The sequence below is a fragment of the Aliiruegeria sabulilitoris genome (assembly GCF_001558155.1).
Lineage (GTDB): Bacteria > Pseudomonadota > Alphaproteobacteria > Rhodobacterales > Rhodobacteraceae > Tropicimonas > Tropicimonas sabulilitoris.
Genome location: NZ_LOAS01000031.1, coordinates 1 through 12,526, shown reverse-complemented (window position 1 = coordinate 12,526; position 12,526 = coordinate 1). Strand labels below are relative to the sequence as shown.

The 12,526-nt window shown below is 64.3% G+C and carries 11 protein-coding genes, 1 tRNA gene and 2 riboswitches; of the genes, 2 read left to right on the top strand and 10 right to left on the bottom strand.

Annotation, left to right across the window (positions count from 1 at the left end):
* Positions 1–2: 2 nt before the first annotated feature.
* The 9 genes from AX756_RS21070 to AX756_RS21030 all read right to left on the bottom strand — a co-directional run bounded on the left by AX756_RS21070 (position 3) and on the right by AX756_RS21030 (position 9,097).
* Positions 3–1,946: a TonB-dependent receptor plug domain-containing protein gene (locus tag AX756_RS21070; protein WP_163887209.1), complete on the bottom strand. Its 1,944-nt coding sequence runs from the start codon at positions 1,944–1,946 to the stop codon at positions 3–5.
* A gap of 141 nt (positions 1,947–2,087) precedes the next feature.
* Positions 2,088–2,294: riboswitch (cobalamin riboswitch) on the bottom strand.
* Positions 2,295–2,407: 113 nt separating this feature from the next.
* Positions 2,408–3,445 carry an energy transducer TonB family protein gene (locus AX756_RS21065; protein WP_068316726.1) on the bottom strand — a complete coding sequence of 346 codons (1,038 nt, stop codon included), beginning with the start codon at positions 3,443–3,445 and terminating at the stop codon, positions 2,408–2,410.
* Positions 3,442–3,834 (bottom strand): ExbD/TolR family protein, encoded by a 393-nt coding sequence (locus AX756_RS21060; RefSeq protein ID WP_068316722.1) that lies wholly within the window; start codon positions 3,832–3,834, stop codon positions 3,442–3,444. Before AX756_RS21060 ends, AX756_RS21065 begins: the two co-directional genes overlap by 4 nt.
* Position 3,835: 1 nt before the next feature.
* Positions 3,836–4,219: an ExbD/TolR family protein gene (locus AX756_RS21055; RefSeq protein WP_068316719.1), complete on the bottom strand. Its 384-nt coding sequence runs from the start codon at positions 4,217–4,219 to the stop codon at positions 3,836–3,838.
* The gene (locus tag AX756_RS21050; protein ID WP_231701131.1) at positions 4,216–4,920 is read right to left on the bottom strand and encodes a MotA/TolQ/ExbB proton channel family protein; all 705 of its coding nucleotides are present in this window, start codon (positions 4,918–4,920) and stop codon (positions 4,216–4,218) included. The genes AX756_RS21055 and AX756_RS21050 overlap by 4 nt, the downstream gene beginning before the upstream one ends.
* Positions 4,921–4,963: 43 nt before the next feature.
* A riboswitch (cobalamin riboswitch) is annotated at positions 4,964–5,174 on the bottom strand.
* A 93-nt stretch (positions 5,175–5,267) separates the two neighbouring features.
* Positions 5,268–6,935 carry a putative transporter gene (locus AX756_RS21045; RefSeq protein ID WP_068316714.1) on the bottom strand — a complete coding sequence of 556 codons (1,668 nt, stop codon included), beginning with the start codon at positions 6,933–6,935 and terminating at the stop codon, positions 5,268–5,270.
* Positions 6,936–7,642: 707 nt separating this feature from the next.
* Positions 7,643–7,729, bottom strand: a tRNA-Leu gene (locus AX756_RS21040).
* 196 nt (positions 7,730–7,925) lie between these two features.
* Positions 7,926–8,255, bottom strand: coding sequence for a hypothetical protein (locus AX756_RS21035; RefSeq protein WP_068316712.1), 330 nt, complete (start codon positions 8,253–8,255; stop codon positions 7,926–7,928).
* Positions 8,256–8,497: 242 nt separating this feature from the next.
* Positions 8,498–9,097 carry a nicotinate-nucleotide adenylyltransferase gene (locus AX756_RS21030; protein ID WP_068316709.1) on the bottom strand — a complete coding sequence of 200 codons (600 nt, stop codon included), beginning with the start codon at positions 9,095–9,097 and terminating at the stop codon, positions 8,498–8,500.
* Positions 9,098–9,225: 128 nt separating this feature from the next.
* Here AX756_RS21030 and AX756_RS21025 point away from each other — a divergent pair, with 128 nt between their 5' ends.
* A complete protein-coding gene (locus tag AX756_RS21025; protein ID WP_068316707.1) occupies positions 9,226–10,182 on the top strand; it encodes an MBL fold metallo-hydrolase in 957 nt (318 codons plus the stop codon).
* A gap of 154 nt (positions 10,183–10,336) precedes the next feature.
* On the opposite strand, the gene AX756_RS21020 is transcribed toward AX756_RS21025, so the two are convergent.
* A complete protein-coding gene (locus tag AX756_RS21020; RefSeq protein ID WP_068316705.1) occupies positions 10,337–10,765 on the bottom strand; it encodes a GFA family protein in 429 nt (142 codons plus the stop codon).
* Positions 10,766–10,959: 194 nt separating this feature from the next.
* Here AX756_RS21020 and ettA point away from each other — a divergent pair.
* The coding region (ettA, locus tag AX756_RS21015; RefSeq protein ID WP_068316702.1) for an energy-dependent translational throttle protein EttA at positions 10,960–12,526 on the top strand (1,567 nt) is incomplete at its 3' end.

Sequence of the window (12,526 nt, the reverse complement as noted above, 5' to 3'; positions counted from 1 at the left end):
GCTCAGAAGCTGGCTTTCAGACCGGCATAGAACTTTCGGCCCGGCGCTGCATAGCCGTAGATTTCCTCATATTCATCGTCAAACAGGTTGTCGATCCGCGCGGTCAGGGTCACGCGTTCGTTGAACCGGTGCTGGGCGGTCACGTTCACCACGGTGAAATCGTCGAGCTTCACGCGGTCTTCGCCAAAGGACGGCGTGGTGTAGTCGAAGTCCCAGAGCCCCGAGACATGCCGCAGATCCGCGCCGAGCAGCGTCTGGTCATTGGGCAGCAGGTAGCTTGCTCGCAGCGCCAATTCGCGCTCCGGTCGGCGCACTTCGAGGCCGCCATCGGGGTCCGTCGCGTCAAGCCAGGTGAAATCGCCGCCAAGCGTGAAACCGTTGCCCAGATCGTAATCCGCCGAGAGTTCGACCCCTTTACGGTCGCTCGTGCCATCCTCGTTATAGGCGGTCGAAATCCCGGTGGCGAAGTCATAGGCGGTCGAAATCTCGTCGGTGACTTCGGAGCGGAAATAGGTGAGGTCGACCACCAGCGCATCGTTCAGGAAACGCTGCTCGACGCCGATGTCCCACCCGCGGCTCTTCTCTGGCTCAAGGGCTTCGTTGCCAATCCACATGCCGGGGTTATAGCCGAACTGCTCGTACATGGTCGGGTTCTGGACGCCGGTGCCCGCGGAAGCGTGCACCCGGGTCAACCCGTTTGGCAGCATGTAGGAGACGCCCAGCGACCAGGTGGTGGCGTCCTCGAACGCGTCATTGTCGTCGTAACGCCCGGTGGCCTGTACCGTCAGCGCTTCGTCGAGGAAGCTGCCGCGATATTCCAGCACGTAGCCGATCAACTCGCGCGAACGCTCGCCCAGCATCGCGTCGTCATAGACGAGGTCGGCGTCGTTATTCTCGAAGGTCTCTTCCTTGCGCTCGATCAGCAGGCTGGCCACCTGCGCCGAGCTTTCCACGTCGGCACCATCCAGCGAGACGCTGCCGCGATAGCTCAGCCGCGTGCGGGTGGTGGTGTAATCGGCGGTCGGATCGCCATCGAGCGAGTCCTGACTGTCCATCTTGCCCTGGCTATAGGTGATCTCGCTGCTGAAGCGGCCATCCCAGGCGTCCAAGGTGCCGAAGACGGAACCGAAAGTGTCGGTGCTGTCTCCCTCGTAGTCGGCATCGGTCACGAGGTCTTCGCGGCTCGCCGCGCCCCAGTTGAATTCATCGTATTCGGAGGTCTTCTCGGTGCGGCGCAGGGAGAAGCCGATCGTGGCCATGTCGTTCAGGTCGAACTCGCCGCGCGCGTTGAGCGCGGTCTTGGCGTAGCCATCCCGCTCGCCATCGCTGCCGGAGACGTCATAGCCCTCGCTGACCCGGTGCGCGGCCGAGAAGGACAGGCGGGTACGCTCGTCGCTGTAGCGAAGGGCCAGCCCGCCACCGGCGGTCTGTTCGGTGCCAAGCTCCATGTTGGCCGATCCATGGAAACCGGGCTCGGTGGCCTTGCTTGTGACGATATTGATCACGCCGCCGATCGCGTTGGAGCCATAAATGGAGGATTGCGGGCCGCGCAGCACTTCGATCCGTTCGATGTCGTCGGCCAGCAAGTCGCCGAAATCGAAGGCGCCGGTGGTCGGGTCGGAGACGTCGATCCCGTCAACCAGCACCAGCGCGTGGTTGCTCTCGGCGCCGCGCATGCGCACCACCGTGCTGGAGGCCGGGCCGCCGGAGGCGCTGACTGAAACGCCGGGCAGGGCACGCAGTGCCTGCGCCACATGGCGGATCTGGCGCTCTTCGAGGTCCTCGGCGGTGACCACGCTGACGGCGCGGCCATAGCGGGAGGCCTCGACCGGCGTCAGGCCGGCGCTGATGATGATCTCGTCGAGTTGGAACGGTTCGGCATCCTGGGCGAACGCGGATCCGGCGGCCAGGAGAGTGGCGCCAAAGGCGAGGAGGGAAGTCTTCATGTCATACCCCATGCGACAGGCCACGAATTCGTGGCCGCGTCATATCAAGAAATGTCTTTGGTCGGGGTTCCCCGGCCGCGGACGGCTGCAACGCCACCACAACGGAAAGGGTCCGCCGCTCTCCACGCACCCCGCGCGGGAACCGGGTTGGCTGCTCTGGCAGGTCTCCTGACTTGTGGGTCCTCGCGGGTCGCCGGCCTTCCCGCGGAATATCCACAGTGGCCCGTCGGCGCCGCTCTCCACTTACAGTTGCGGGGGCAGTCGCGGATTTGGCGCACGAACGGCACCGTACCACGTTCCCTTTTGCCGGGCGGCGAGGCCACCCGAACCAGAGCGCCTCCTTCTGTGCAGATTCCGTGCAGGGGCCAAGCAGGTTCTGTGTGAAATCTGGAGAGCAGGCCGCCCTGTGATCGACCGGCCACAAGTGGCGGCATGACGCATGCGTTTTGGAACGCAGCGGTTCAGCGGGTGAAGCGGAGCGGAACCGAAAAGCTGTATTGCGGATCCGTGAGGCCCCGTGGAGCACGAGCGAAGGGCGCCGCGCGGCGGACAGCGTCGAGCGCGGCGGCGTCGAGGGCGGCATTTCCGGAACTGCGGGCGATCCGCGCGCTCTGCAATCGTCCATCCCGCCCGACGCTCAGCGCAACGGTTGCTGTGCCCGATGCCCAGCCCGCCGCCGACGGGTAGCGTTCCTGGCGGGCGATGCTCGCGCGGATGCCGCCGCCCCAGCGGGCAATGAGGTTGCGGGTTTTCGCTTCCGAGACGCCGCCTGCGCCGGAGGGTTGGGCGTTGCCCCCCGCTTTACTTGCCGCGTTTCCGGCTGCGCGTGCAGGCGGGGAGGCGCCCGCGGCGCGTTTCTCGGGTACGGCGGGTTGCCGTGCCTGTTCGGCGGCGGGTGCCACGTTTTCCGGGCGCGCCATCGGACGCGGAGAGGCCAGAAGGACGTTCCCGGTTTCGGCGGGCGGGAGGTTATCGGGCGGCTGCGGAGCTGAAAACGCTCGTTCCTGCGGAGGGTTGGACGAAAGCTCGGCCGGTTGGGGAATGTCAGGTGCCGCATTCGGGACGGCGTTGGCAAGGCGGACGGGGGACGGTTCCGTCGGTTGCCGGACCTCTGGAAGCATCGGCGCGGTGTTCACAGGCGGCAGCGGCTCAGAGGCGAGCGGTTGGCGCGGGGGGGCCCCGGCGGCGACGGGTGTCGGGACTGTCGGGCGGGCATGATCCTGCACAGGAGGGGGCGTTTCGCGCGGCAACGCGACGGGCAGGGCGGGAGGGCTTGGCTCCGGCCGGGTCGCTTGCGGGAGCTTCGTTGGCTCCGGTGGTCTGTCCCAAGCCGCGACAAGGGCCGCGAGATCGGACGATGCGGCCTGCATGGCAATGATAGAGGCCCCACCATCGCCACCAGCACCCGCGTCGCCACCCTCCCGGCCGAAGCCGAATGGCAGCAGATGCACGAGGAGTGCCATGCCGAGGAAGGCCGGGATTTCCAGCCAGCGGTTCATTTTACCACCGTGACCAGCGAAAGGTCCTGCACGCCGAGGGCGCGCAGCCTGGGAAGCAGCGCCGCGACGGTGGCGCCGGGCACCGCGCGGTCGGCACGCAGCAGCAACGCGCGCGGCGTGTCCTCCGTCTTCATTGCGTCCGCCAGAGCGACCAGTGCCTCGTCCCCGATCCTGTCGTGGAAGGCGAGTTGACTGTCGGCGGAGAGAAAAAGGACAAGGGCGGTGTCCGCCGGATCGGACTCTGCGGCTTCCGGCACGGTCACGTCGAGCGGATCGGGCGGCGTCAGCTGCGCCACCAGCATGAAGAAGATCAGCAACAGGAACACCACGTTGATCATTGGCAGGATGCTCTCGTGATGCGGCCGCCGTGGCGGTTCCGGGATCCGCATTCTACTCGACCATGACGAACTGTTCGAAGCCGCCCGCCCGCAGCAGCTCCATCGCGTCGATCACCCGTTGCAGCTCCGCGCCGTCCCGCGCCCGCAGAACGATGGCATCCTGCGCGGTGTCGGCGAGTGTCGAAAGCCGGGATGCAAGCTCCCCCTCGGCAATCGGTACACCGTTGAGCGCCAGCCCGTCGGGCCGGATATCGACCAGACGTGGCGGGCCGGAATAGCCGCCCGCTCCGCTGCCGGCCAGGTCCAGCGGCAGGATCATGTCGGTGCCGAAACGCGAGGCCAGCATGAAAAAAACCAGCAGCAGGAAGACGACATCGATCATGGGTGTGAGATTTGGCCGCCGGGGGCGCGTTGGCTGTCCGAAGGAGAAGCTCATTCGGCGGCCTCCACGCGGTCCTCCGCTGGCGGGGTCGCGCCACTGCCGGCCCGCAGGAAAATGATCGTCGCGACATCCTCCATGTCGTGGCGCAGCCGCTCAAGCACGCTTTCGAACCAGGCAAGGCAGACCGAGGCGACGATCGCCACCGCCATGCCGGCCGCCGTGGTCAGCAACGCCTGCCAGATTCCGCCGGCGAGGATGGCCGGATCGGCGCGGCTACCGGCCTGCTGCAAGGACTGGAACGCCGCGATCATGCCGAGCACCGTGCCAAGCAGGCCCAGCAGCGGCGCAATGGTGGCGATCAGCTCCAGCGCGCGCAGCCCGGAGCGGGCTTCGCTGAGCAGGCCGCGCGCGACCCGGCTCGTCTCTGTCTCGGCGGCGGCAACGCCGAGCTTCGGGTCGCGCAGGGCTTGCATCGCGGCGCAGGCCAGCCGTGCCCGAAGGGAGTTTCGTCCCTCCACCATCGCCAGTGCCGCATCTTGTTCGCCGCGTTGCCACAGCAGCGCCGCCTCGCCGGTGTGGCGGCCGCCAAAGAAGGTGCCGTCGCGCAAAAAATGCCAGATCTTCCAGAATACCAGCGCCAGCGCCACCACCGAGAGCGCCGCGATCACCCAGATCGCGATGCCGCCCTTGTCGAGCAGGTTGCCGAGGCCTGCCGCGGCCTCGCGGGCAGAGAAACCGAATTGGGTGTTATCCATGTCCATGTCGTCGGAGCTCCGACCGAGGCGCCCCGCCCCGGGTTAGGGTTTCAATCCGATGGCAGGTCTCCTGACTTGCGGAGGGTATCGGCGCCGGCCTTCCCGCGGAGATCCGCAGTGGCAATATCGGCGCCGCTTTCCGCCTACAGTTGCGGGGGCAGTCCCGGATTTGGCGCCCATGGCACCGCACCGAGTTCCCTTTTCATCCCGATCCCGACCGGGGCCGGCGGGAAACCATCGCGACGGCCCTATCAAAAGCCGCCGACAGTTTCCAGAGACCCGCGCTTTTGCATCCAGAAATGGCCCAAAGGCCGCCGAGTTCACAGCAGTTTCGCGGTTTCGGGCCGCTACAATAGCAAAAGCACGATCAGTTGCGGTGCGAAGATCCTCAACCCCATGACCAGCGGATAGACGGTGGCATAGGCAACGGAGGCCGCCGAAGCCGGGCTTTGGGCATTGGCAAAGGCCAGCGCGGGCGGGTCGGTCATCGAGCCGGACAGGACGCCGCAAAGTGTCAGGTAGTTGAACCGGAAGATCACGCGCGCCACGAAGCCGACCACGAGCAGCGGGATCAGCGTGATCAGCGCGCCATAGGCAACCCAGGCCAGCCCGTCCCCGTTCAAGAGCGTGTCGAGGAAGCGGCTGCCAGCCTTGATCCCGACCACGGCGAGGAACAGGATGATCCCGAATTCGCGCAGGGCATGGTTGGCGACCGGCGGCATGAACCACATGAACGGTCCCCAATGGCCGAGCCGGCCGAGCAGGATCGCCACGATGAGCGGCCCGCCCGCCAGTCCGAGCTTGAGTGGCGCCGGAAGGCCGGGCATCGCCAGTGGAATCGAACCCAGCAGGACGCCGAGCGCCATGCCGATGAAGAGGCCGGGAAAGTCCACCTCGTCGAGTCGCTTCGACTGGTCGCCCAGCATGGCGCGGGTTTCGGCGATGGCCTCCGCGCTGCCGACAACGGTCAGGATGTCGCCGAATTCCAGCGTGCTGTCGGCTTGCACCGGGATCTCCACCCCCGCTCGCATGATCCGCGAGATCGTTGCGCCGGCGCTTTCCGTGATGCCGAGAGAGCGCAGCCGGTGACCGATCACCTTGCGTTCGGTCACGACCATCCGGGCCCAGCTCAGCCGCGTTCCCTTGGTCGTCAACTCGGCATCCGTCGCCTCGCCGAGCACGATCCGCATCGCGTTGAGTTTTTCGCTCGTGCCCACGAGGTGGAGCATGTCGCCGGTCTGAACCGGCGTGTCGCGCCGGGGCAGGATCAACTCCCCGTCTTTCTTCATCCGGGAGGCCACGACGCCCTCGTCGAAGAGGCCGGGCACGTCACCCAGGCGAAGCCCGTCAAGATTGGCGTTGCGGATCACGACATTGAGCGAAGGCAGGGAACCCGTGCCCTTGCGGATCGCGGTCTCGTAGGCTTCCTCCTCGGCCTTGATGTCGACACGGGTCAGGAAGCGGATCAACAGCATCGTCAGCAGGATGCCGACGATGCCGAACGGGTAGGCGACCGCATAGCCGAGCGAGGGCATCGCCTCGGCCTCGGCCCCCGCACCGAGATCGTTCAGCGCCTGGGTCGCGGCGCCGAGGCCCGGTGTGTTGGTCACCGCACCCGACATAACACCCACGAGGGCGGGGACCGGCACGTCAAAAGCAAAATGGATCGCCACGGTGACCGCCACGCCGAGAATGACGATGCAGGCCGCGGCGATGTTGAGTTGCAGCCCGCTCTTGCGCAGGGAGGCGAAGAAGCCGGGGCCGACCTGGATGCCGATGGTGAAGACGAAGAGGATCAGGCCGAATTCGCGGATGAATTCCATCATCTCGTCACTGAAATGCAGGCCGCCGCGAGTAGCGAGATCGCCAACCGCGATGCCCGCGAACAGCACGCCTCCGATACCGAGGCCAACACCGCGAATACTCTGTCGCCCGAGCAGGAGCCCGAGCGACGCGGCGATAGAGATCGCAATCACCGTCAAAGCCACTTCGTTGAGGCTTGGGATCAATGACATCTTGCTGTCCTTTGGCAATCTTGTCCGGCGAGGGTTCCGCTGCGTTCTCTTTATGCTTTTCCCTGCGGCAGGGCCACGATGAAGACACAACCTCTCGGACGGGGAGGCAGAAGCTGGCCGAGTGTCTGCACGCCGAAACGGTTCCGAAAACGTGACCTGCCGCGACGCCGATTCATGGAGAAAGGCTGCTGTGGGGGACACGAAACTCTACAAGCGGGGAACTCCGCCGCGACCTCAACTGAACGCGTAACCTTGTCCGCACGTGCACCTTCAAAACAGATAGCTTTTGTCTGCCTAACAGGTCTCTGTTCGCACCATGGGTAAGTTGAGGGCAGCCGGTACCACGGCGGATTTTCTTGCTGTGGCACCATCCCGCAAAACAAGCGCTCCGTTTCCCGCTCGATCTTGCCGGTACAATTCCGGATCGGGGACGGAGTAGCCAACACCCCACTCTGTTCTGATTCCCCGAGCCACATCTCGGTTGCTCCATCACGGTCATTCACTTGACCGGAGCATCCCCGGGACCTTCGTCCGCAGCCCGCCTCCACTCTCTCTTGCCAATGAACGCTCCATACTCGGCCGAAAGGGCGACTCGAGTTGACTGGAATTTGCTTCTTTTGATGGGCCTCCAGATCCAGGTGCATCGATGACAAACAGGCTCCTCCTTCACTGGAAGGAGATAGGAAACCTGTTGTTTTTGGGATGATTGGTGCGGTCGAGAAGACTCGAACTTCCACGGGAGTTACCCCACAGCGACCTCAACGCTGCGCGTCTACCAATTCCGCCACGACCGCACGTGATCAGGTAGGCTCGGCGTGAATAGCGAAGCCGAACGGAGATGAAAAGGGGGGAAACAATTTTTTTTCACCGGAGCTTTCCCTTCTGTTCGACAATCCGGTCGCAGCCGGGCGAAGTCTGTCTGTGCGGCGTTCCCGATAAGAGGGTTCGGCGGGTGAACTCGCGCTATTCAGAAGTCCACCACGCGTGATTTCAGTGGGTTACCGCGCCCGGCCCTTCCGCGACGACCTGCAGCGAATTTGCGGACCGATAAACCTTAGTCCCCGCTTCGCCGACTGTCGCCGGCCACGTGCCGTAGGGGCCCGGCGCGCCTGTGAACTCCGGATGGTCGTCCTGATTGGTGCCGGTTCGCAGCTGGGCTTCGCGTTCCACCGACGGATTGATCCGCCGAGTCGTATCCGGCAGCAGGACCTCTCCGGATGGATTCGGCACGTAAGGACCACAGCCTGACAGAAGCGTGGCAAATGCCAGCACCGCTGCACCGAGCAGGACCGATTTCCGGGTCTTACAGTTCTCAACCATCGTCAACGATCTCCCGTGATGGCGTGGCCGCTCCGCCTTGCAAGAATCGGCAAAACCGGAAATCACCCGCGCATCCAAAACCTTTGCATTTGTCCGATACCGGCTGGCACAATCCGTTCCAGCGCATCGTCGCCACGTCAGGATAACGCCCAAGAACCGGTTGAGATAGCGTTGACTTTCAAGCTTTCGCCAAACTGTCGCCCAGAGGACAACCCTGAGCTTTCCGGGTGGCCGTCTGCCGCTTAGCCCCAGTCGCCACGGGCCCGGATTTCGCTCGAGGATATCGCCTTCATCGGCACGTTCACGAAACACCAGGCCGGTACGACGCTGCGGGCCAGCAAACCGGCTTGTTCCGCCGGAAGCCGCCACGCCCGGCCATAGCGCGCAGCCGGCGCGTTCAGGGCTTCTACACGCCCGCCTGGTCGCGCCAGGATGCCGATGCGTACATTGGCCATGATCCACTCCCAACGCTCCCAGCGGTGGAACTGCGCCAGGTTGTCAGCCCCCATCAGCCAGACAAAGCGGTTTCGCGGATAGAGGCGGATGAGCTCTTCGAGCGTCTCGGCGGTGTAGCGCGTGCCGATTTGCGCTTCGATATCGGTGACGATGACCCTCGGGTGTTGCATCACCTGTTTTGCCGCAGCCATCCGGCGTTCCAACGGGGCCGGACCGTGCGCCTTGAGCGGGTTGCCCGGGCTCACAAGCCACCACACCTGGTCGAGGCCGAAACGTTTCAACCCTTCCCGGGTGATGTGAACATGCCCCATATGCGGCGGGTCGAAGGAGCCGCCAAGCAGGCCGACGACCTGTCCTGGCCCGACATGGGGCAGCGTGTCTCTCATGGCTGTCGGCCTTTCCGATCCTTCCGTGTCGCTGGCTGTAATGTTTCCGTTCACGCGGCCTGTCAATCATGCGCTATCATGGCGCAGGGCGCGGCCGCGGGACGTTGCGCCCGAACAGGGAGGACATTATGAAACGACGTGATCTCTTGAAAGCTGCTCCGGTGGCGCTTCTGGCTTCGGGAGCAGCGGGGCTGGTTCCCTTGAAAGTGCGGGCCGCACCGGGCGGTGCGCAAGTCACGGCGGCCCAGCGTTTCCGCGTGGGCGAGATGACGGTAACGGCCCTTTCGGACGGATTCATCCAGTTCTCGCCCGATGCCATGATCGGGATCGAGGCGGAAGATTTCCTGTCGCTGGTCGAAGCCGCGCATCAGGATCCGGCCAATGTGCGGGGCGCGGTGAACGCCTATATGGTCGAAAGCGGCGGCGAGACCTGGATGATCGATGCCGGGACCGGCCCGATCTTCGGCCCGACGCTCGGCCACATGCCGGAGGTTTTCGCCGCACTCGGAACCGATCTCGGTTCGGTCAGCAAGCTGATCGTCACCCACCTGCACGGCGACCATATCGGCGGCGCAACCATGGACGGCAAACCCGTCTTTCCGAATGCGGAAATGATCGTGTCGGAAGCGGACCGCGCCTTCTGGACCAACGACCAGATCAAGGCCCAGTTCCCGGAGCAGTTTCGCGGCATGTTCGATCTCGCGAAGGCAACCTTGGCCGCTTATGGCGACAAACTGCGCGTCATCGAGGGCGAAGCGGATGTGGCCCCGGGTGTCACCGCGCGTCCAATGCCCGGTCATACTGTCGGGCACACGGGCTACATGCTGGAGTCCGGCAGCGATTCCCTGCTGGTCTGGGGTGACATCATTCACGTTCCCGCCGTCCAACTCGCGCGCCCCGAGGTGACGATTATGTTCGACACCGACAAGGAACAGGCCGCCGCCACCCGCGCGGACCTGATGACGGCGCTTGCCGGCAGCGGGCAGCGGATCGCCGGCATGCATATGCTTTTCCCGGGCGTGGGCTATCTCGACACCTTGGGCGATGGCTATCACTTTGTTCCGGCGCCCTGGGACTACCTCTGAGCTGGCGAGACTCCATCAAGACACTCACTTGAGGAGAAGTGTGGCATCCGATGGCAGCTTGATGGCCTGCCGACCGGTGCTCGCCCGTTAAGACAGGCGAACGCCGGCACGGTGGAGCAGTCAAGCTCGAGCAGAAGCCACCTTTCGGAAGTGCCTATTCCGGTAAGGTTTCTCCGGATCCGCCAAATTCGGAGGGGAAGTCCTTCAGCTTGGGCAAGCCATCCCGCATGGGAAGCACTGTCTCGGCATAGTTCACATGCAGGCCCGGCTTGAACTCCACGCTTGGAAGAATCGCCGCGTAGACGTCGGTGAGGTTGAGGCCTGGATGGCCGGACATGACATGCCCGCCACAAAGGGCACACCATTTCCGGTCGCTGTTCTCTGTCTTGTTGTATTGCTTCAGATGCTCAGCCCCCTTGACCACGCGCACCTTGTCCGGGGCCCAGAGCGTGAACGCATTGACGGGGCCTGCCGACCAATGGCGGCAGCTCTCGCAATGGCAGTAGCCCATGCCGGCCGGTTCTCCTTCGGCTTCGACTTCAACAGCGCCGCAAAAACAGCTTCCTTTGTGAGTTTCAGTCATGAGTTTCTCCCGAATGCGATGACCCAAACCCATTTCCCCGTGTCACGGTAACACATCCCGGACGATTGCCGCGGTTCTTTCCGCGCGGCGCTTCAGGGGCCACCGTTCCGGATTCTCGGACAAGCCCGATTGAAACAGTCCGCGCCGACGGATAGATACCCCGCCAACAGTCCTTCCACCCAGCGAGCGAACCCATGGCAGCCTATCAATACGTCTATCACATGGATGGGGTCTCCAAGACCTATCCCGGTGGCAAGAAATGCTTCGAGAATATCCGCCTGAGCTTCCTGCCCGGCGTGAAGATCGGCGTGGTCGGCGTCAACGGCTCGGGCAAGTCGACGTTGATGAAGATCATGGCCGGACTGGACAAGGACTTCTCCGGCGAGGCCTGGGCCGCCGAGGGCGCCAAGGTCGGCTACCTGCCGCAGGAGCCGCATCTGGACGAGGCGCTGAGCGTGCGCGAAAACGTCATGCTGGGCGTGAAGGCCAAGAAGGACATTCTGGACCGCTACAATGAGCTGGCCATGAACTATTCCGACGAGACGGCGGAAGAGATGGCCAAACTGCAGGACGAAATCGACGCCCAGAACCTCTGGGATCTCGACAGCCAGGTCGACGTTTCCATGGAAGCACTGCGCTGCCCGCCGGATGACGCGATGCCCGAAAACCTCTCGGGCGGTGAACGCCGCCGGGTCGCGCTTTGCAAGCTGCTGCTCGAAGCCCCCGACATGCTGCTGCTCGATGAGCCGACCAACCACCTCGACGCCGAGACGGTCGCCTGGCTGCAGCAGCACCTGATCGACTACAAGGGCACGATCCTGATCGTCACGCACGACCGCTATTTCCTTGACGAAATTACCGGCTGGATCCTGGAATTGGACCGCGGCAGGGGCATTCCCTACGAGGGCAACTACTCCGCCTGGCTGGAGCAGAAGGCCAAGCGGCTGGAGCGCGAGGCCAAGGAAGACGCGGCCAAGAAGAAGACGCTTGACCGCGAACTGCAATGGATCCGCGCCGGCGCGAAGGCGCGGCAGGCCAAGCAGAAGGCTCGTATCAACGCCTATGAGGAAATGGCCAGCCATTCCGAGCGTGAGCGCGTGGGCAAGGCGCAGATCATCATCCCGAACGGCCCGCGCCTCGGCCAGAAGGTGATCGAGATCGAGGGGCTGTCCAAGCATTACGGTGACAAGCAACTGATCGAAGACCTGTCCTTCTCGCTGCCGCCGGGCGGCATTGTCGGCGTGATCGGCCCCAACGGCGCCGGTAAATCCACGCTGTTCCGCATGCTCACCGGGCAGGAGAAGCCGGATACCGGCACGATCGAACTTGGCGACACCGTGCAGCTCTCCTTTGTCGATCAGTCCCGCGACTCGCTCGACGACAAGGCGACCGTCTGGGAGGAAATCTCCGGCGGCGGCGAGGTGATCGAGCTGGGCGATGCCCAGATCAACTCCCGCGCCTATTGCGGCGCCTTCAACTTCAAGGGCGGCGACCAGCAGAAAAAGGTTGGCCTGCTCTCGGGCGGCGAACGCAACCGTGTCCACATGGCCAAGCTCTTGAAGGAAGGCGGCAACGTGCTGCTGCTCGACGAGCCGACCAACGATCTGGACGTCGAAACCCTCCGCGCGCTGGAAGATGCGCTGGAAGACTTCGCCGGCTGCGCCGTCATCATCTCCCACGACCGCTTCTTCCTCGACCGCCTCTGCACCCATATCCTCGCCTTCGAGGGCGAGGCGCATGTGGAGTGGTTCGAGGGCAACT

Bases quoted from the DNA above. Each gene is read 5' to 3' on its own strand.
- AX756_RS21070 (WP_163887209.1), bottom strand. From the start codon at position 1,946: ATGAAGACTTCCCTCCTCGCCTTTGGCGCCACTCTCCTGGCCGCCGGA.
- AX756_RS21065 (WP_068316726.1), bottom strand. From the start codon at position 3,445: ATGAACCGCTGGCTGGAAATCCCGGCCTTCCTCGGCATGGCACTCCTC.
- AX756_RS21060 (WP_068316722.1), bottom strand. From the start codon at position 3,834: ATGCGGATCCCGGAACCGCCACGGCGGCCGCATCACGAGAGCATCCTG.
- AX756_RS21055 (WP_068316719.1), bottom strand. From the start codon at position 4,219: ATGAGCTTCTCCTTCGGACAGCCAACGCGCCCCCGGCGGCCAAATCTC.
- AX756_RS21050 (WP_231701131.1), bottom strand. From the start codon at position 4,920: ATGGATAACACCCAATTCGGTTTCTCTGCCCGCGAGGCCGCGGCAGGC.
- AX756_RS21045 (WP_068316714.1), bottom strand. From the start codon at position 6,935: ATGTCATTGATCCCAAGCCTCAACGAAGTGGCTTTGACGGTGATTGCG.
- AX756_RS21035 (WP_068316712.1), bottom strand. From the start codon at position 8,255: ATGGTTGAGAACTGTAAGACCCGGAAATCGGTCCTGCTCGGTGCAGCG.
- AX756_RS21030 (WP_068316709.1), bottom strand. From the start codon at position 9,097: ATGAGAGACACGCTGCCCCATGTCGGGCCAGGACAGGTCGTCGGCCTG.
- AX756_RS21025 (WP_068316707.1), top strand. From the start codon at position 9,226: ATGAAACGACGTGATCTCTTGAAAGCTGCTCCGGTGGCGCTTCTGGCT.
- AX756_RS21020 (WP_068316705.1), bottom strand. From the start codon at position 10,765: ATGACTGAAACTCACAAAGGAAGCTGTTTTTGCGGCGCTGTTGAAGTC.